The following is an 18,316-nucleotide window of genomic DNA, read 5'->3' on the forward strand; positions in this document are numbered from 1 at the left end:
GTGTACCTGCTCGACAACCCTGTGCGCCGCTACTCGTGGGGCTCGGCGACCCTCGTCCAGCAGCTCCTCGGCCGGCCGGTCGACGGCCGGCCGGTGGCCGAGGTGTGGATGGGCGCCCACCCGGACGACCCGTCGACGGCCGACGGCGGCGGTCGCCGTGTCCCGCTCGACGTGCTCGTCGCGGCCCAGCCGGAGGCGATGCTCGGACGCCGGGTGCTGGACGCGTTCGGACCTCGGTTGCCCTACCTCGCGAAGATCCTCGCGGCCGCGCACGCGCTGTCGATCCAGGTCCACCCCACGTCGGCGCAGGCCGAGGCGGGCTTCGCCGCGGAGCAGGCGCGCGGCGTCGGGCAGGGCGACGCCGCGCGCTCCTACCGCGACCGGTCGCACAAGCCGGAGGTTGTCTACGCCCTCACCCCGTTCGAGCTGCTCAGCGGGCTGCGCGAGCCCGAGCAGTCCGCCAAGCTCGTCGCCGAGCTCGAGGTCCCGGCGCTCGACCCGCTCGTCGCGGTCCTGCGCGGCGAGCCCGCGGAGGTCGCGCACCGCGGGGCCCTCACGTGGCTGCTCGGCCAGCGCGCGAACTCGGCGACCTGGGTCGACGCGGTCGCCGAGAGCGCGCGTGACGGGGTCGGCGCACGGCCCGAGCTCGCCGTCGTGCACGACCTCGCGGCGCGGTTCCCCGGCGACCCGGGCCTGCTGGCGCCGCTCCTGCTCAACCACGAGCGGCTCGAGCCCGGGCAGGCGCTGTACACGGCCCCGGGCACACTGCACGCGTACCTGCGCGGCATGGCGGTCGAGGTCATGGCGGCGTCCGACAACGTCCTGCGCGCGGGCCTGACCAGCAAGCACGTCGACGTCGACCAGGTGCTCACGATCACCGACTTCTCGCCCCGGCTCACCGGGTTCCTGCGTCCGGAACGCGTCGGTCCCGGGGTCGTGGACTTCCGCCCGCCCGTCGCGGACTTCGCCCTGCGCGTGGTCACCGTGCGTGCGGGCGAGGAGCTCGCCGGCCCGGCCGACGGGCCACGCGTCGTCGTCTGCACCGAGGGCGAGGCGCAGGTCTCCGCACACGACGCGCGTCGGCTCCAGCCGGGGGAGGCGGTCTTCGTGCCCGACGTCGAGGGTCCCCTCCTCGTGTCCGGCAACGGCACCGCGGTCGTAGCCACCGCGTGAACCCGTGCGTGCGCAGTCCGACGGCGCACGCATGGGCTGCGCGTCCAGTGCCCACGCGCCGGCCTATCGAACTCGAACAGCGAAGGAGCTGCACATGAGAAGCATCAAGGTACTGACCGCGGCCGCACTGAGCCTCGTGCTCGGCGGCATCGGCCTCGGGGCCGCGCCACCGGCGTCGGCGGCGCCCGGGGAGCAGGACGTCGCCACGATCGTCTCGCGCCTGCAGGAGTACTACCTCGACCAGGGCGACGAGGTGAAGATCGCCAACGGCATCTACCTCGGGCGGGAGTCCGAGGCGCTCGAGTACGCCGCGACGCTGGACGCGGACGGTTCGTGGCCGGACGTCGACTACACGGACCGGACGAGCTCGGCCAACGGCGCCGTGTGGGACGCGTACAAGGCGCTCTACCGGATGCTGGCGATGGCTCAGGCCTACCGCGACCCGTCGGCGGCCGGGTACGAGGACCCTGAGCTCATCAGCGCGCTGGACAGTGCGCTCGCCTACTGGGACGAGGCCGACCCTGGGAACACGAACTGGTGGGAGACGGAGATCGGCGAGTCCATCGCGATGGGCCGGATCTCCATCTTCGTCGGCGACGAGCTCAGCGACGACGCGCTCGACGTGACGCTGGAGCACAACACGGGCAAGCAGGACCCGGTCGGGGCGAACGGCGCGTGGCGGACCACGAACTACCTGTTCGAGGCGCTCGCCACGAAGAACATCGAGAACATCCAGGCCGGTTTCGACACGATGGTCCAGACGGTCAGGGTCGACGACTCCGGCGAGGTCAACGAGGCGGTCCAGCCCGACGCGAGCTTCTGGGCGCACGGCGCTCAGCTCTACAGCGAGGGCTACGGCATGATCCTGTTCACGAACGTGGCGCTCTGGGCGGACGCCGCCCGCGGCACGGGGCTCGCCTTCAGCCGCGACAACCTGGACACGATCGCGTTCTACATCGTCAACGGCACGCGCTGGATGATCCGCGGTGAGGTCGGGATGCTCTACCTCGGCTATCGGCCCGCCAAGACGATCGCGGGTGTGACGAGCCAGAGTTCGGAGTTCATCGAGCCCTTGACCAAGATGGTGCGCACGGACCCGCTCTACGCGAGCGCCTACCAGGGCCTTCTCGACAGCATCTACGGCAAGACCCGGACCAACGGGGTGACGGGGAACAAGTACTTCTGGCGTTCTGAGTTCTCGTCCCAGGTCCGGGACGACTACGGGATCTTCACCCGGCTGAACTCCAGCCGGACCGTCGGCAGCGAGTACCGCTCGACGTTCCGTCCGGAGGTCGGGAACGAAATCGTGTGGGGCTCGGCGGGCGCGACCGCGATCCAGGTCAACAACTGCGAGTACCTCGACCTGTATCCGGCGTTCGACTGGTTCCACTACCCCGGCGTGACCGCTCCGTACGTCAAGGAGCAGACGCGTGGCTCGACGGGTAACGGCGGCAGCTTCACGGGCGGCGTGTCGGACGGCACGTACGGCGCGAGCGTCTACTCCCTCGACCGGGCCGCGACGAAGGGCAGCAAGAGCTACTACTACTTCGACGACGAGATGGTCGCGCTCGGCGCGGGCATCACGTCCGGCTCGGACGCGGCGATCCACACGACCGTGAACCAGGCGGTCGCGAAGGACAACGCCTCCGTGGACGGCGAGCCGGTGCCCGCCGGAACGGACTCCGAGGTCGTCGACTCCCCGTCGTGGGCGTACAACGACGAGGTCGGCTACGTATTCCCGTCCGACCAGCCGGTGCGCGTGTCGAACAAGGCCCAGACGGGTAGCTGGCTCGACGAGGACCCGGTGACGCACGACGCGTTCACGCTGTACTTCGACCACGGGGTGGACCCCGACGACGCGGGCTACGAGTACGTCGTGCTGCCCGGGAAGTCCGCCGACGAGGTCAAGGCCTACGCGGGCGACCCGGCGGTCGAGGTGCTGCGCAACGACGCGACGGTCCAGGCCGTCCGGCACGCGGGTCTCGGCCGCACCATGGCGACCTTCTACCAGGCCGGGACCCTCGACCTGGGCGAGGGGCGCACCCTGGAGGTGAGCCAGCCGAGCATCGTGATGCTGGACGAGTCCGGCGACGTGCCCGTGGTGAGCCTCGCCAACCCGAGTCGGCCGGGCGCCGTCGTGCACGTGACGCTCGACGGGCTTGACGGTTCCGCAGGCGGTGTCTTCGCGCTGGGCTCGGGCGCCAACCTCGGCCGGACCGTGACCGCGGAGCTGGTCCCGGGCAACGAGCACTCGACCCTGAGCGCGAGCGGGTCCGGCGAGGGGAGCGAGGCGGCCCTGGCGGGAGACGGCGACGACGAGACTGCGTGGCATTCCGCGGACGACGGCACCTCCTGGCTGCGCAAAGAGCTCGCTGCGGGCTCGTTCCTGACGGGGGTCACCGTCGCGTGGGGTGACGATCACGCCGCCCGCTACCTGTTGCAGACGTCGGTGGACGGTGAGGAGTGGACCGACCAGCGGCTCGTGCAGGACGGCGGCGGCGGGACGGAGGAGATCGCGCTTGCGCCGACGCAGGCGACGTATGTTCGTCTGCTCATGCTGGACAGCTCGGACGGCAATGGTTACTCCGTCCGTGAGCTGACCACGAGAACGAGCGTGAACGTGGCCCTGGGCAAGGCCGTGACCGCTTCCGGGTCCGTGGACAACGCTGCGGGGAACGTGACCGACGGCAGCATGGGCACCCGATGGAGCGCGAACAACTCCGACAGCTCCTGGGTGCAGGTCGACCTCGGAGCGTCGCAGCCGATCAAGACGGTGCGGCTGTGGTGGGAGGCCTCGTACGCGCTCCAGTACCGGGTCCAGGTGTCCGACGACGGCGCCACCTGGCGCGACGCCTACGCGACGACGGATGCGGGGTCGGACGGTGGGACGGATCTGATCGACCTCGACGAGACCGCCCGGTACGTGCGGGTGCAGACCGTCAAGCGGAGCACGACGCAGTACGGCGTCTCTCTGTGGGAGCTGGAGGTGTTCGGGGACGACGGCATCGCACAGGTACCGCCGGTGCCGGCAGGGCGGGAAAACCTTGCCCTCGACCGTCCGATCACGGCGGACTCGACCTACAACCAGACGGCCGCCCCGAAGAACGCGAACGACGGGAACCCGACCACGAGGTGGTCGTCGGCGCGTGAGAACGCCCCGTACACGACCGAGCGCTGGCTCCAGGTCGACCTCGAGGACGTCCGTTCGGTCAACCAGGCGGTCGTGACGTGGGAGTCCGCGACGTCGAACGACTACCGCGTCGAAGGTTCGGTGGACGGGCAGGACTGGACGGAGCTCGCGCACGTGCAGAAGTCGTCGGGTGAGCTCACGAACACCGTCGACTTCGACGAGGCGCAGGTCCGGTACGTCCGTGTCATCGGTCTCCCGGCCACCAAGTACGGCATCTCGATCTTCGAGCTCGAGCTCTTCGGAGGGTCGAACCTGCGATGCGACGCCGACCAGGCGCCGCTCGAGCGGAACGCCACCGGGGTGCTGAGCGCGTCGATCACGCCGTGGGCCGCCTCCGACGAGGTCGTGGCCACGAGCCTGGACGACGGTGTCGCGAGCGTCGCCGGTGATCCGCGGGTCACCGACGACGGGCAGATCGAGGTGGACCTGTCGACGGGCGAGTCGGGAGCCACATGGCTCCTCCTCACCCACGCGGACGGGAACGAGTTCGTGCGGTGCCTCGTGGTCCTCAGTGTCGACAAGCAGGACCTGGCACAGGTGGTGGAACGCGCTGACGGTCTCGACAGCACGCGCTACTCGCCCGAGAGCTGGCGTCCGCTGATCGCCGCACTCGAGGCGGCGAAGGACGCGCTCCGTTCGAACGACGCCACCCAGACAGTCGTGGACGACCGGGTCGAGGCACTGACCACCGCGCTCGACGGCCTGGTCGAGCAGGGCGGTCCGGAGGTCGCGGTCGAGGCTGAGAGCCGGTGCCTTGCGGGCCGGGTCTACGTCGCGGTGCGCGCGACGAACGCCGGCGATGCGCCGGTCGATGTCACGCTGACGACGGACTTCGGTGAGCGGACGGTCGCCGGCGTGCAGCCGGGGAAGAGCGCGTACCAGTCGTTCTCGTCGCGTGCAGCGAGCATCGACGCGGGCACGGCCTCCGTCAGCGTGACCCTGACCGACGGCGGCGCGACTAGCACCCAGGAGGTCGCCGTCCCGGCGCGGACCTGCTGACCGCTGTCGACGACGCTCGGGTGATGCGCCGGTGGGCGTATCGCCCGAGCGTCGTCTGCACGAAGTTTAGGCGAGCGTTTAGTTCACAAAAATGCGCTCTTGACGCTCCGCGTGCGAACCGGTTTACTGAACCTGTCGAGACTGACAGCGCTGACGGTCGCCGTCGTGACGATGCGGTCGCGGCGCCGCGCACAGGTGACCGGCCTCGTGCGCCCACACCGAGGAGAGGCCTTCGATGTCGAGAGCACTGTCCGCCGCCGCCCACCAGGGCCGCCCCACCCGTTCTGCCGGCGCGCTGGCGCTCGCGCTGTCCCTGCCCCTCGCACTGGCCTTGCCGGGTGCCGCCCACGCGCAGGACACGCCTGCCGGGGGAGCACCGTCGGCGCAGACGGCACCGGCGGAGCACGTCACGAGCGACGACCTGGCCGACTCGGGCGAGTACCAGCAGCACTGGTCCTCGGTCCCCGGGTCGCGGATCGTGCTCAACCCGTTCGACCGCGACGGGGCCGGCACCCAGCTCGACCAGAACGCCGGACCGAACCTGCCGCTCCACGTCGGCTACTACGCCGCCGACGAGGCGCTGCTCAGCCGCGACCTGCTCCAGGTCATGCCGGTGGCAGGGGAGACGCCGACGGACGAGGGGTATGCCCGCGCGCTCGCCGCGTCGTTTGACACCCTCTCCGGCTGGACGACCAAGGACGTGTCGACGAGCCTGACGAACGGTCAGGCGGTCCTGACGCTCGACCAGGGCAAGGCGTGGGGTCACATCGCCAAGCGGATCACGGTGGACGACACCGCGGACGCGCGGTATCTCACGGTTGACGTCGCCGCGCTCACGGGCGGTGCGGGCTGGAACGCGAAGGTCGCCGTCGACGGCGGGGCCGACCTGCCGCAGGTCCGGCCGGACAGCACGGAGACCGGCACGGCCACGTTCGACCTCGCGGCGGCGTACGGGTGGGGCCACGAGCCGCTCGACCTCACGGTGAAGGTGTACGCGACCAACGCGTCGGGGGCTGCGGCCGGGTCCGTGGCGCTGCGTTCCCTGACGCTCGACAACGGAGGAACGAGCCCGGATGACGCCGACGAGGCCGACGCAGGGTTTGTCGACGACTTCGACGACGCGAGTCCGTGGACCACCTCCCGCAACGGCGCGACCCTCCGCTCCGACGGCAGCCAGGGCACGGTCGGCACGGGCGACGTGACGCACGGAGCCGTCGAGCGTACGGTCACCGTCGACCTCGACCGCGACCCGCTGCTCACCGTCGACGTGCCGCAGACGTCGGCCAAGTGGGCGCTCAAGGTCTCCGACGGGGGCAAGGACGTCGACGTCCAGTGGGACACCGACCGGACGGGCGTTCTCACGTACGACCTCGCGGGCCTGACCGGATGGAGCGGCGAGAAGACGTTCACGGTCAAGCTGTTCCACGTCGGGCGGTCGGGCTGGACCGCGTTCGACCGGCTCGCGATCCACGGGACCCCGGGTTGGCTGGAGAGCGCGAGCGACGTCGGGTCCACGTGGCACGCGGCGGCGCTGGACGCGGACGCGTCCTACTCGTCGGGCGCTACCCTGCACACGGCGGACGTCTTCCACGACGAGACGTCGTTCTCGCGCACGATCGACGCGGACGGCACGGACGGCGTCGGAGTGGTCGGCGCCTACGACGGCGATGTCTCCTACGACGCGGACGCGTCGGTGCTGACCGTCCGGAGCGAGCACGAGGTCTACGCAGTCGACCTGCCCGAGGGCACCGACGTCCGGTACGCGGCGAGCCTCGCCGGGCTGGGTGCGACGTCGAGCACCCCGACGGGGACGTCGGGTGCGTGGATCGCGACGGTGCCGTCGGGCCGAACGGTCCTCGGGCTCGGGTTCGCCGTCGACGATGACCTGGTCGACCCCGACCCGGTCGCGGCGGCGGGTGAGCGCGCGGCCGCGGCGACGCAGGATCCCGAGGGTGACCGCGAGACCTGGACCGCCTACTGGGACGAGTACCTGGCGACGGTCCCCGTGCCGGAGGACTTCTCGCTGCAGGGCGTCGACGCGGTCGGCGTCGAGCCGGCGGACGTCGAGCGCTTCTACTACCAGGGCTGGGTCAACATCGAGCAGAACGTCCTGCCGGCGACCCCGGAGACCGGGAACGCGTACGTCCAGATCGGCACGGGAAAGCCGTCCATGTGGATGAAGGGCACGCCGGGCACCAAGAACGTCGCGAGCTGGGACTCGCTGCTCGGGATGCAGGACCTCGTGCACGTCGACCCGGACACGGCGTGGGGTGCGTTCGAAGGCATGATGGCGCTCGTCGACGACGAGGGCGGGCTCGGCGGTGAGTCGTTGCCGTCGCGCAAGGCGCAGACCGCGCTCGTCCTGCAGCAGGTGACCGGGGAGACGGACCGGCTCGAGGGCGTCTACGACGACCTCGCGCGGCACCTGCGCTGGGAGTCGCAGAACCTCGCATGGAAGAACCCGGGCACCACCCCGAGCGAGCACGAGCGTGACGCGGAGTTCGTCGTCTCCCTGCTCGTGGACCTCCAGTACGCCCAGGAGGTCTCGACGATCGTCGACCGGCCCGAGGACGTCGCGGAGTGGCAGGGAATCATCGACGACCTGCTCCCGCAGTACCAGGACTGGTTCTTCGAGGACGACGGCACGACCTACCAGAAGGTCTGGCTCGACGACAGCAAGCAGCCCGATGTCGGTCTGACCCAGTACGTCGCGACCGGGCTGCACGTGCCCGGGCTGGACGACGTCACGGTCGACCGACTTACGGCCCGGTTCGACTCCGAGTACGACCCGGACGAGCAGTTCGCCGGTCTCGCGGCCGAGGCGATCAAGGCGCCCGACGCCCAGCTCATGATCTACGGCCTGCTCGACCAGGGCGACGTGGAGCGTGCCGAGGTGCTGGCGAACTCCATCACGCGGGACATGGTGCGCAGCGGCTGGTTCGCCGAGGTGTACCAGGAGACCGGGGAGGGTCTGGACAGCACCCCGATCGCGCGGGGCGTGCGGCCGTCGCTGTTCGGGATCTCGCAACTCATCGACAACGTGTGGATGGCGAACGGCTACCGGCTCGACCAGGGCCGGCCGTCGTTCCTGCGGATGCCCGGCCGTGAGGGTGGCATCACCGGCCTCACCCACGGCGGCGAGTCGTTCGACGTCGACCTCACCGCGCAGGGCGTGACGCTGTCCGGGGCCGGCTCGCGGGGTTTGTGCACGCAGGTCGACGTCGCCGAGGGGGAGACGGTCCGGTGGGCCGACGCCGCGTGCGACGGCGACCCGCAGGTCGAGGTCCGGGCCGAGGCGCGGTGCCTGGCGGGGACGGCCTACGTCGCCGTCCGGGCCGAGAACGTGGGCGCCGACGACGCGACCGTGCGGCTCGTCACGCCGTACGGCGAGCGCAGCGGCGTCGCAGCTCCGGGCTCGTCGGTCTACCAGTCCTTCTCCGCGCGTGCGGACCACCTCGACGCGGGCGAGGCGGACGTAGTCGTGACGCGTGCGGGGGCACCCTCGGTGACCGTCACCACGGCCTTCGCGGGGACCGACTGCAGCTGATCGGTCCACCCCGGCTGCGGCCGGCCGATCCACCACCGCGCACGACGACGTGAGGAGCGACATGAGCAGGAACCGATCGACCACCGGGTCGCCGGCCAGACGGACCACCGCAGGCCTGGTCGCCGCGACGCTGCTGGCGGCCCCGGCGCTGATGGCGGCGACCGCGTCGTCCGCCGCAGCGGACGAGCCGACCGACGGCGGCGTGACCACCTCGTACCTGGCGGACGACAGCGACGCCCAGCAGCGTTGGCTGTCGGTGCCGGACTCACGGATCGTCCTCAACCCGTTCGACTCCGGCGGGTCGGGGAACGAGCTCGAGCAGACGGCCGGGCCGAGCCTGCCGCTCGACGTGGGCTACTACGCGGACGACAAGGCGATCCACCGGACGGACCTGCTCAGCACCTACGCGACGTCGGGCGAGCGGCCCGACGGCAGCGCGTTCCGGGCCGCGTTGTCGGAACCGTTCGACGGCACCGAGGGCTGGAGCACATCGAGCGTCACGACGACCTCGGCCGACGGCCTGACCACGCTACGGCTCGACGACGGGAAGCAGTGGGGCAGCATCTCGCGCGACGTGACCGTCCAGGACGTCACCGACACCCGTTACCTCACGGTCGACGTCGCGGCCCTCAGCCCTGGTTCCACGTGGAACATCAAGGTGAACACAGGGAGCGGGGACGATCTGCCGGAGCTGCAGGCCGACTCGTCCGCCACCGGATCGGTGACGTTCGACCTCGCGGAGGCCTACGACTGGACGCCGGGCCCGAAGACCTTCCGGGTGAAGCTGTACGCGGTGAACAAGACGGGTCAGCCCGGCGGGATGGCGACGTTCCGCTCGATGTCCCTCGACAACGGGGCCGACCTGCCGTGGGCGGACGAGACCACCGGTGTGGTGGACGACTTCGCGGACCTCACGGGCTGGGCGCGCTCTGCGCACGCGGGCGGCTCGGCCAGCATCACGACCGACGGCACCCAGGGCACCGTGCACATGGGCGACAGCGACTACGGTGCCGTCGAGCGCGAGGTCACGGTCGATCTCGATGCGACCCCGCTGCTGAGCGTGCGGACGGCCGCGACGACCGGAGAGTGGGCGCTGAAGCTCTCGACCGGTTCCGGCGACGACCTGACCGTCCAGCCCGACACGTCGACGACCGGGGTGATGACGTACGACATCCCGGGGACGACCGGATGGACGGGGGAGCGGACCTTCCGCGTCAAACTCTTCCACATCGGGAAGAACGGTGCGTCGACGTTCGACGACCTCGCGTTCCACTCCGGTGACGTGTGGCTGCGCCCAGCCGACGAGTCCGGCAACAGGTGGCAGCCGCAGGCGCTGGAGTCGTCGGGACAGTACGCGGACGGGTCGATCGAGACGGTCGACGCGTTCCACGACGTCGACTCGTTCTCCCGGACCGTCAAGGCGAGCACGGACGGCGCCGCCGTCGCCGGGGCGTACGAGGGCAGCGCGTCCTGGGACGCCGCCGCGAGCCTGCTGACGGTCGAGGGAGAGCACGACACCTACTCGGTGGCGCTGCCCCCCGGCGCCGACGTGCGGTTCGGCGGCTCCGTCGCCGAACTCGGCACGAGCGGCGGCTCGGCGGAGCCGCTCGCGGGCAACGGTGCCTGGACGGCGTCGCTGCCCGGCGGGGAGGCCACGTCCGTCGTCGGCGTGGGCTTTGCCGTGAACGACCCGTCGGTGACCGACGACGCCGCCGCGGCCTCGCGGGACCGAGCCCGGTCGGCTGCGGCGGACCCCGCGGCGGACCGTGAGACGTGGGGGGCGTTCTGGGACGAGTACCTCGCGAAGGTTCCCGTCGTGCAGGACTTCTCGGTGCAGCGCGTGGCCGACGGCGGCGTCACCGCCGACGAGATGCGCCGGTTCTGGTACCGGGCGTGGGTGAGCCTGGAGATGAACGTGCTTCCTGCGACGCCCGAGACGGGCAACGCGTACGCCCAGCTCGGGACGGGCAAGCCGTCGCTGTGGATGAACGGGACGCCGGGCACCAGGAACGTCGCGAGCTGGGACTCGCTGCTGGGCATGCAGCAGCTCGTCTACACGGACCCGGAGAGCGCCTGGGCCTCGTTCGAGGGCATGATGGCGCTCGTCGAGGACGGGCCCGACGCGACCGAGCCGAGCGACGAGGAGTACGGGACGCGCGGCGAGCTGGGCGGCGAGTCGCTGCCGTCCCGCAAGGCGCAGACCGCGTGGATCCTCTACTCCGTCACCGGCGACCGCGACAGGCTCGAGGGCGTCTACGACAAGCTCGCGCTGCACCTGAACTGGGAGCGCTACAACATGCGCTGGGTGCTCGGCGCGAACAACCACTTCGACGAGCGCGACAGCGAGTTCGTCACGTCGCTCGCCTACGACCTCGAGTTCGCGATCAAGATCGCCGACGAGCTCGGGAACGACGAGGACGCCGAGCACTACCGGGCCGTGCGCAGCGAGATCAGCGAGAAGTACTCCGAGTGGTTCTTCCCGGCGGCCGCGGACCAGGACGGCAAGGTCTGGGACACGGTGCAGAAGGTCTACCTCGACGCGTCGCGCGACGACGTCCCGTTCGGTGACGACACGGAGGGGCAGCCGTTCCGCAACGAGGACGGGCAGTGGGTCCGGCCCGGCTGGTCGTTCTACACGTCGACCGCGTTCGTCATGGACGAGCTCGACGACGCGTCGAAGGTCAAGGTGATGGACCGGTTCCTCGACGACTACGACGAGGACGCTCAGCTCGCCGGGCTCGGCGACTTCGCGGTCAAGGCACCGGACCTGCAGCTTATCGCCTACGGGTTGCTCGGCATGGACCCGATCGCGGGCTCCGACGAGGCGGCGCTGCGCGATCGTGCCTCGGTGCTGGTCAATGCGATCAACCGGGACATGGTGCGCTCCGGGTGGTTCGCCGAGGTGTACTACGCGCAGGGGGAGCCGGGCGACTCCGTCGGCGCGCGCGGCGTGCGTCCCTCGCTGTTCGGCATCTCGAATTACATCGACTTCGTGCTGATGGCGAACGGGGTCCGGACAGATGAGGGCGACCCGACGTTCGTCCGGCTCGCCGGCGCGACCGGCGGGGTCAGCGGACTGACCTACGGCGGGCAGCACCTCGACGTCGACCTCGACGGCGGCCAGGTCCGCTTCTCCGGCCCGGCGGCGGACGGCGTCTGCGACGCGATCGACGTCGCCGAGGGCGAGACCGTGACCTGGGCGGACGACTGCGGAGCGACCGCACCCACGGTCGAGCTCGAGGGGCAGGCCCAGGTCCGCTGCCTCGCGGGCACGGCGTACGTCGCGGTGCGCGCACAGAACGTCGGGGAGGAGCCGGTGGACGTGCGGCTCGAGACGCCGTTCGGCTCGAGGACGCTGACCGGCGTGGCGCCGGGGGCGAACGCCTACCAGTCGTTCGCGGCGCGGGCGGCGTCGGCCGACGCCGGGACGGCCACGGTCGTCGGTACCGGCCCGGACGGCACCGAGCGGTCGTGGGACGTCGCGTTCGACGCGACCACGTGCGGCTGACCCACCACCGGCCGACGTACGGCTGACCACCACCGGCCCGGGGCGCTGCGGCGCCCCGGGCCACCTCGACGAGGAGGAACCATGAGGAACAGCAAGCTCTACCGCGGCGTGGCGGCGACGTCGCTCGTCACGCTCGGCGTCAGCATCTTCGTCCTGCCGGCCGCCGCGGACGATGCCGGTCCCGGGCCGACGCCGACCGGTGCGAGCCCGGCGTCCGTCGTCGGGTTCGACGACTTCCCGGCGGCTCCCGAACCGTGGGGCGAGCTGGACTGGCGGCAGCGGGCGCTCGACTACGACGCGTACGCCTACGACTGGACCGACCGCGGTGTCTTCACGACGATCCGCGAGGACACCGACGCGCTCAACATGCCCGAGGGGTCGACGACCTACTCTATGCCGGCGTACTACGGAGACACGCGTACGGTCGACGGGGTGGGTCACCAGGAGGCGGTCACGCTCATCTCGTCCGTCGTGGGTGCGACGCTCGTCGGCGTGGACAAGTCCGACCAGGACGGCCGCGACTACGTCGACATGCTGCGGACCTTCTACCACCCGGACCTCGGGGTCGCGAAGAACACTCCCGGCTCTGACGCGAAGGCGCCCGGTGGCAACAGCATCTGGTACGCGACGACGGCAAATGTCCTGTACTCGATGCTCGCGACCCAGTACCCGGACGCGACGGACATGACGCAGATGCAGCGCTCCATCGCGGACCGCTACTATGACATGCTCGTCGCCCTGGGCGGCGCGGACGCGGACCTCACGATGCAGGACTTCGACTTCGCGACGATGACCAAGGTCACCGGGCGCAACGAGGGCGGCGACGCCGCAGCAGGCACGGCCGCGATACTGCTGTGGGCCTATGACGCGTTCGGGGACGAGAAGTACCTCGACGGCGCGACGTGGGCGATGAGCTACCTGGAGCGCAGCAAGAACCTTTACTACGAGATGCTGCCCATGCTCGCGCCCTACGTCGCCGCGCGGCTCAACGCCGAGGCCGGGACCGACTTCGACGTGAGCAAGTTGTTCGCCACGCTGCGCGCGGGCTCCGACGTCCGTAAGGGCTGGGGGACGATGGAAGGAACGTGGGGCGGCTACGACGTGTCCGGGCTGAGCGGGTCGCGCACCGACCTCGACGGTTACGCGTTCGCGATGAACAGCTTCTCGACGCCGTGGGTCGCCGCGACGGCGCGGTACGACGCGCGCTACGCGGACGCCGTCGGACGCTGGATGCTGCAGGTCTCGAACGCGAGCCGGTTCTTCTACGCCGACCAGATGCCGACGGCCGCCCAGCAGCACGGTGACCGGTTCGTCGACGACCCTGCGCACGTCATCGCGTACGAGGGGATCCGGCACCAGGGCCCCGAGGGGATCATCGCGACGTCGGACACGTACGACCGCGCAGGCAGCTGGGGCATCAACCCGGAGACGACGCAGCTCGGCATGTACGGGTCGAGCTGGGTTGGGTTCCTCGGCGCGACGGTAAGCCCGACGAACGTCGATCACGTCCTGCGCACCGACCTCGACGCGCTGGACATGAACGCGCCGAGCCCCTACCCGACGGCGCTCTACTACAACCCGCTGACCGACGACGCCACGATCGACGTGACGGTCGAGGGCGACGGCCCGCGCGACCTGTACGACTCCGTGACGGGCCGTGTGGTCGTCGCCGGCGCGACGGGGACCGCGCAGGTCACGGTGCCGGCCGGCTCGTCCGTCGTGCTCGTCGAGGCCCCGGCCGGCGCGGAGCAGAGCACCCGCGACGGGACGACGACGCTCGACGGCGTGCCCGTGCGCTACGACACCGAACCGCAGCGCGACCTCGCGACCGGCGCCGACGCGGTCTCCGGTGACGGTGACGCCGCGCTCGCCGTCGACGGCGACCCCTCGACCGCCTGGACCACGGACGGTTCCGCGGACCAGGAGCTCGACGTCGACCTCGGTGCGGTGGGCACCGTGAACGAGCTCGGGCTGTCGTGGTCGGTCGCACCGCACGGCGAGGTGGTCGTCGAGACGTCCGTCGACGGGACCACGTGGGAGGCGGCGGTCGACGGGGGGGAGGCCGCGACGTCGGGCACGGCCACCGTCACGCCCCGGGACGCGCGGTACGTCCGGGTGCGCGTCGCGGCCGGTGACGCCAGCGAGCAGGCGCTCGCGTCCGTGCAGGTGCGCTCGCGCGACCTGGCGCTCGGTGCACCTGTCGAGGTGAGCAGCGAGGCGAACGACGTGAACCTCGCCGGCTACCTCACCGACGACTCGCGCTGGACGCGCTGGGAGTCGAAGGCGAGCGACCCGCAGTCGGCGCAGGTCGACCTGGGGCGGCCGCAGGACCTGGGGTCCGTCGTGCTGCGCTGGGAGGCCGCCGCGGCCAGGGCGTTCGAGGTGCAGGTGTCCGACGACGCGCAGGACTGGTCCACCGTGGCGACCGTGACCGACGGCGCGGGCGGGACGCAGGTGCTCGACCTGCCGGACGGCGCGAGCGGCCGGTACGTCCGCGTGCTCGGGACGCAGCGACTCACGAAGTGGGCGTACTCGATGCACGCGCTCGAGGTCTACGGGCCGCGCGGCGCGGTCGCCGCGGGACCGGCCGTCGACCTGACCGTGGAGGCGCAGGCCCGGTGCCTGGCGGGCAAGGCCTACGTCGCGGTGCGCGCGCAGAACACCGGCGAGACCCCTGCGGACGTGCGCCTCGAGGCGGCGTCCGGGTCACGCACGGTGGACGGCGTCGCACCGGGCGCGAACGCGTACCAGTCGTTCGCCGTGCGTGCGTCGTCGGTCGACGCCGGGACAGTGCGGGTCGTCGGCACGGGGCGGGACGGCACCGAACGCTCCTGGGGCGTCGCCTACGAGGCGATCTCCTGCGGATGAGAGACAGACCCCTCGAGACGTGAGCCTCCGCCCCTGATCCGGCCGGATCAGGGGCGGTCGCTCACTTCTCGGTGGACGGGGACGTGTCGTCGGAGAAGAAGCCGGCGACCGAATCGGCCTCGTCCTGGACGGTCTCGGCCGGAACGAGGTCGGTCGCCTGCTCGGTCAGGGTCGTGACGAGGCCGTCGAGGTACTTCTGCGCGTCGCCGCTGTCGTAGACGGACGCGGACAGGTCCTCGACGGCGGAGTCGTACAGGGAGGAGAAGTCGTCGTCCGCGAGGAAGCGCGTCACGAGCGCGTTCTCCTTGCCGCCGAACCCGCCACCCGCGCCGCCGGCGCCGTCCGGGGGTTCGAAGCCCTCGGGCATCTCGCCGCCCTGCGGCATCTGGGCCCCGTCGGGCGGCTCGAACCCGTCGGGCGGACCCTGGCCGACCGGGGGCTCGTAGCCCTCGGGCGGGGTGCCGCGCGCGCCGCCGTCGCCCTGACCGCCGCCGGGCCTGCCCATGCCGCCGCCTGGCCCGCCCATACCTCCGCCCATGCCGCCCATCCCGCCGTAGGACAGGTTCTGGTCCCAGGCCACGACGGAGAAGAGACCGGACTCCGGGTCGTAGTGGAGGTAGGAGTTGTTGCCCGGTCCGTCGATGTCGTCGGAGTTCTGCACGAGGTCCTGCACCGCCAGGTAGCGCGCGAGCTCGTCGACGTCCAGATAGTCGCCGAGCTTCGCGGCGAAGTCCTCGTCCGAGGAGTTGTTGACGAAGTCGAGAAGCTTCTCGACCGGCGCGTACACCTCGTCATCCGAGGCGCCCGTGCCGTCGTACTTCGCCTCGAACGCGTCCGCGTACTCGGCGAGGTCGTCGCCCCGGTAGCTCCAGTCGCCCTCGCTGTCGGCCTTGTACGTGATCCCGGTGCCGTCGTAGACGTCCTCGTTCCAGAGGTCGTCGTCGGGCAGGTCGAGCACCAGGCGGAGCTGCTCGTCGCTGCCGTTGACGCTGAACCGCGCGTACGACGCCTGCTCGGCCTCCACGTCGGCGAGCGCCAGGACCTGCAGCGCGACGGCCTCGTTCAGCGACGACTCGGTGTTGTTGCCGCGCACCACGAAGTCGGCCCGGCCGTCGTGCTGCTGATCGTCCACGTACTTGTCGAGCCGGATCAGCCACGGCAGCCCCTCAGGGGAGTCGGCCGACGCCGTCCCGTCACGCTCGTCGCGCATCGTCCCGCGCGCAGCGCCGTCGCCTGCTGCATCACCGTCGCCAGTCGCGCCGTCGTTACCGGCCGCACCGTCGTCACCGGCCGTGCTGTCGTCGTCGGCTGCCGCGTCGTCGTCGCCGCCGTCGGTGCCCGGCGCGCCTTGCGCACCGGGTCCGCCGCCCTCGCCGCCGAGGCCGCGCAGGCTGGAGTTGCCCTTGAGCCGCAGGCCGACACCCTTGTAGGTCGACCCGTCGATCGTCACCGTGGCGTGGATCCAGTCCTTGTCGCCGGAGTCCGCGTACGTGTCGAGCATCGCCTGGTAGTCGTCCTCGGAGTACTCGACGTCGATCGAGTGGACCGCCGACGTGTCGAAGAACGCGCTCCCGGCAGACGCCCCGGTCGACGTGCCCTCCTGACCGCCCGGAGAACAGGCCCCGAGCGCGGTCACCAGTGCGAGGCTGAGGACCGCCGACGTCGCGACCAGCCCTCTGCGGCGGGTCGGACGGCCGGTCGCGGAGAACCCGCACGCAGGTCGGCAGGGAAGGGGCGCTGGCGTCATGAGGACAACAGACCAACGGGCGCTGTGCGGGCGCTGTGCGGACGGCGTGGATCACCTGGCTCCGCGGGCGGCGTGGCGGCACACTCCCGGGTGCGGTTCCGCGTCGCCGTGTTCGAATCGTGATCAATTCTGTCCGATCCTGTCGGTGACAGCGGTGTCACACTTCGCCAGAATGAGGTCGATCGGTACGGGCAGTTTGCCCATGCGAAGGTGATTTCACGTCGCGGGTGAAGTATGTTTCACTTCGGTCATGAGGCAGAGAGTTGTGCGTGCACTCGTCTGGGTGCTGCCGGTGCTGATCGTGGCCGGGGGAGCGCTCGGTGCTGCCGGCGACCCCGGCAGCCCGTGGTCGGGCGCCTTGCGGGGTGTGGGCTTCGGCCTGGCCGTCGCGGTGGCGGCGGGGGTCCACCTGGTCGTCCGGTCGTTCGGTGGGCTCGGCGCGGAGGCGGGGTCGCCCGAGGCCGACGCGGACTCCGTCGAGCAGCGCGCGTGGCAGGTCGCGGCGTCGCGCACCTGCGCGGACGCGGTGGGCGTGCTGGCGCTCCTGGCCCTGCTGTGCGCGCTGTCCGACGGCGCGACCGTGCGCTGGCTGCCCGTGGCGGCGCTCGTCGTCGTGCTGGTGGACCTGGCCGTGCGTTTGCGCCTCGCGTGGCGCGCGGAGGTCGGGGCCGGTGCGTAGCCACGTGCAGGAGCTGCGGCGGGGGGGCGGGCTCACGCAGGCGGATCTAGCGGCACGGGTGGGGGTGTCGCGGCGCACGATCATCTCGATCGAGCAAGGGCGGTTCGATCCCAGCCTGCCGCTGGCGTTCCGCCTGGCGCGGGCCTTCGGCACCACGGTGGACGCGCTGTTCGACCCGGGCGACGACGAACCGGGCGACGACAAGACGAGCGACGACGAGACGCGTGGAGGAACGGACTGATGGCAGTGGTGTGGGTGGCGACGGGGCTCGCGGTGCTCGTGTGGGCGATGACCCTCGCGGCGGCGCGCGGCGTGCTGCCGGCGAACGGGCTCGCGGGGATCCGCACGCCCGCGACGCAGCGGAGCGAGGCCGCGTGGGAGGCGGCGCACCGGGCCGCGCTCCCGGTGGTGAGCGTCGCCGCCGTGCTCGTGGTGGCAGCGGGGGTCGTGGTGCTGCTGGCGGGCATGCCCGACGGCGTCACGCCGGAGGCCGCCGGACTGACGCTGCTCGGCGCGCAGGCCGTAGCGGTCGTCGTGGCGGCTGTCGTCGCCGACCGCGCGGCACGGCGCGCCTAGCGCCGGCAGTCGGCAGTCGGCAGCCCGGT

The 18,316-nt window shown here is 71.4% G+C and carries 9 protein-coding genes; 8 read left to right on the top strand and 1 reads right to left on the bottom strand.

Annotated elements, in window-relative coordinates:
- From manA to IF651_RS04870, 5 genes are all read left to right on the top strand, one after another.
- Complete coding sequence (manA, locus tag IF651_RS04850; protein ID WP_191827976.1) at nt 1-1,173, top strand: mannose-6-phosphate isomerase, class I; 1,173 nt, start codon at nt 1-3, stop codon at nt 1,171-1,173.
- A gap of 94 nt (nt 1,174-1,267) precedes the next feature.
- The gene (locus IF651_RS04855; RefSeq protein WP_191827977.1) at nt 1,268-5,362 is read left to right on the top strand and encodes a galactose-binding domain-containing protein; all 4,095 of its coding nucleotides are present in this window, start codon (nt 1,268-1,270) and stop codon (nt 5,360-5,362) included.
- Nucleotides 5,363-5,597: 235 nt separating this feature from the next.
- The gene (locus IF651_RS04860; RefSeq protein ID WP_191827978.1) at nt 5,598-8,909 is read left to right on the top strand and encodes a hypothetical protein; all 3,312 of its coding nucleotides are present in this window, start codon (nt 5,598-5,600) and stop codon (nt 8,907-8,909) included.
- 61 nt (nt 8,910-8,970) lie between these two features.
- Nucleotides 8,971-12,417, top strand: coding sequence for a hypothetical protein (locus IF651_RS04865; protein WP_191827979.1), 3,447 nt, complete (start codon nt 8,971-8,973; stop codon nt 12,415-12,417).
- Nucleotides 12,418-12,498: 81 nt separating this feature from the next.
- Nucleotides 12,499-15,285, top strand: a complete 2,787-nt coding sequence (locus IF651_RS04870) for a discoidin domain-containing protein (RefSeq protein WP_191827980.1) — start codon at nt 12,499-12,501, stop codon at nt 15,283-15,285.
- A gap of 61 nt (nt 15,286-15,346) precedes the next feature.
- Here the strand turns inward: IF651_RS04870 and IF651_RS04875 are convergent, their stop codons facing one another.
- Nucleotides 15,347-16,921: a CotH kinase family protein gene (locus IF651_RS04875; protein ID WP_191827981.1), complete on the bottom strand. Its 1,575-nt coding sequence runs from the start codon at nt 16,919-16,921 to the stop codon at nt 15,347-15,349.
- Nucleotides 16,922-17,282: 361 nt separating this feature from the next.
- On the opposite strand from IF651_RS04875, the gene IF651_RS04880 reads away from it, so the two are divergent.
- The 3 genes from IF651_RS04880 to IF651_RS04890 are packed head-to-tail and all read left to right on the top strand — an operon-like array spanning nt 17,283 to nt 18,287.
- Nucleotides 17,283-17,711, top strand: coding sequence for a hypothetical protein (locus IF651_RS04880; protein WP_191827982.1), 429 nt, complete (start codon nt 17,283-17,285; stop codon nt 17,709-17,711).
- Nucleotides 17,704-17,952 (top strand): helix-turn-helix domain-containing protein, encoded by a 249-nt coding sequence (locus IF651_RS04885; protein ID WP_191827983.1) that lies wholly within the window; start codon nt 17,704-17,706, stop codon nt 17,950-17,952. The genes IF651_RS04880 and IF651_RS04885 overlap by 8 nt, the downstream gene beginning before the upstream one ends.
- Nucleotides 17,952-18,287 (top strand): SdpI family protein, encoded by a 336-nt coding sequence (locus IF651_RS04890; protein WP_191827984.1) that lies wholly within the window; start codon nt 17,952-17,954, stop codon nt 18,285-18,287. Before IF651_RS04885 ends, IF651_RS04890 begins: the two co-directional genes overlap by 1 nt.
- The last annotated feature ends 29 nt before the right edge of the window (nt 18,288-18,316 follow it).

Origin of the sequence: Cellulosimicrobium arenosum (assembly GCF_014837295.1) — a bacterium.
Lineage (GTDB): Bacteria > Actinomycetota > Actinomycetes > Actinomycetales > Cellulomonadaceae > Cellulosimicrobium > Cellulosimicrobium arenosum.

What these genes read in the sequence shown, in the direction of transcription:
- IF651_RS04860 (WP_191827978.1), top strand. Translation starts at nt 5,598, where the DNA reads ATGTCGAGAGCACTGTCCGCCGCCGCCCACCAGGGCCGCCCCACCCGT.
- IF651_RS04865 (WP_191827979.1), top strand. Translation starts at nt 8,971, where the DNA reads ATGAGCAGGAACCGATCGACCACCGGGTCGCCGGCCAGACGGACCACC.
- IF651_RS04855 (WP_191827977.1), top strand. Translation starts at nt 1,268, where the DNA reads ATGAGAAGCATCAAGGTACTGACCGCGGCCGCACTGAGCCTCGTGCTC.
- IF651_RS04890 (WP_191827984.1), top strand. Translation starts at nt 17,952, where the DNA reads ATGGCAGTGGTGTGGGTGGCGACGGGGCTCGCGGTGCTCGTGTGGGCG.
- IF651_RS04880 (WP_191827982.1), top strand. Translation starts at nt 17,283, where the DNA reads ATGAGGCAGAGAGTTGTGCGTGCACTCGTCTGGGTGCTGCCGGTGCTG.
- IF651_RS04870 (WP_191827980.1), top strand. Translation starts at nt 12,499, where the DNA reads ATGAGGAACAGCAAGCTCTACCGCGGCGTGGCGGCGACGTCGCTCGTC.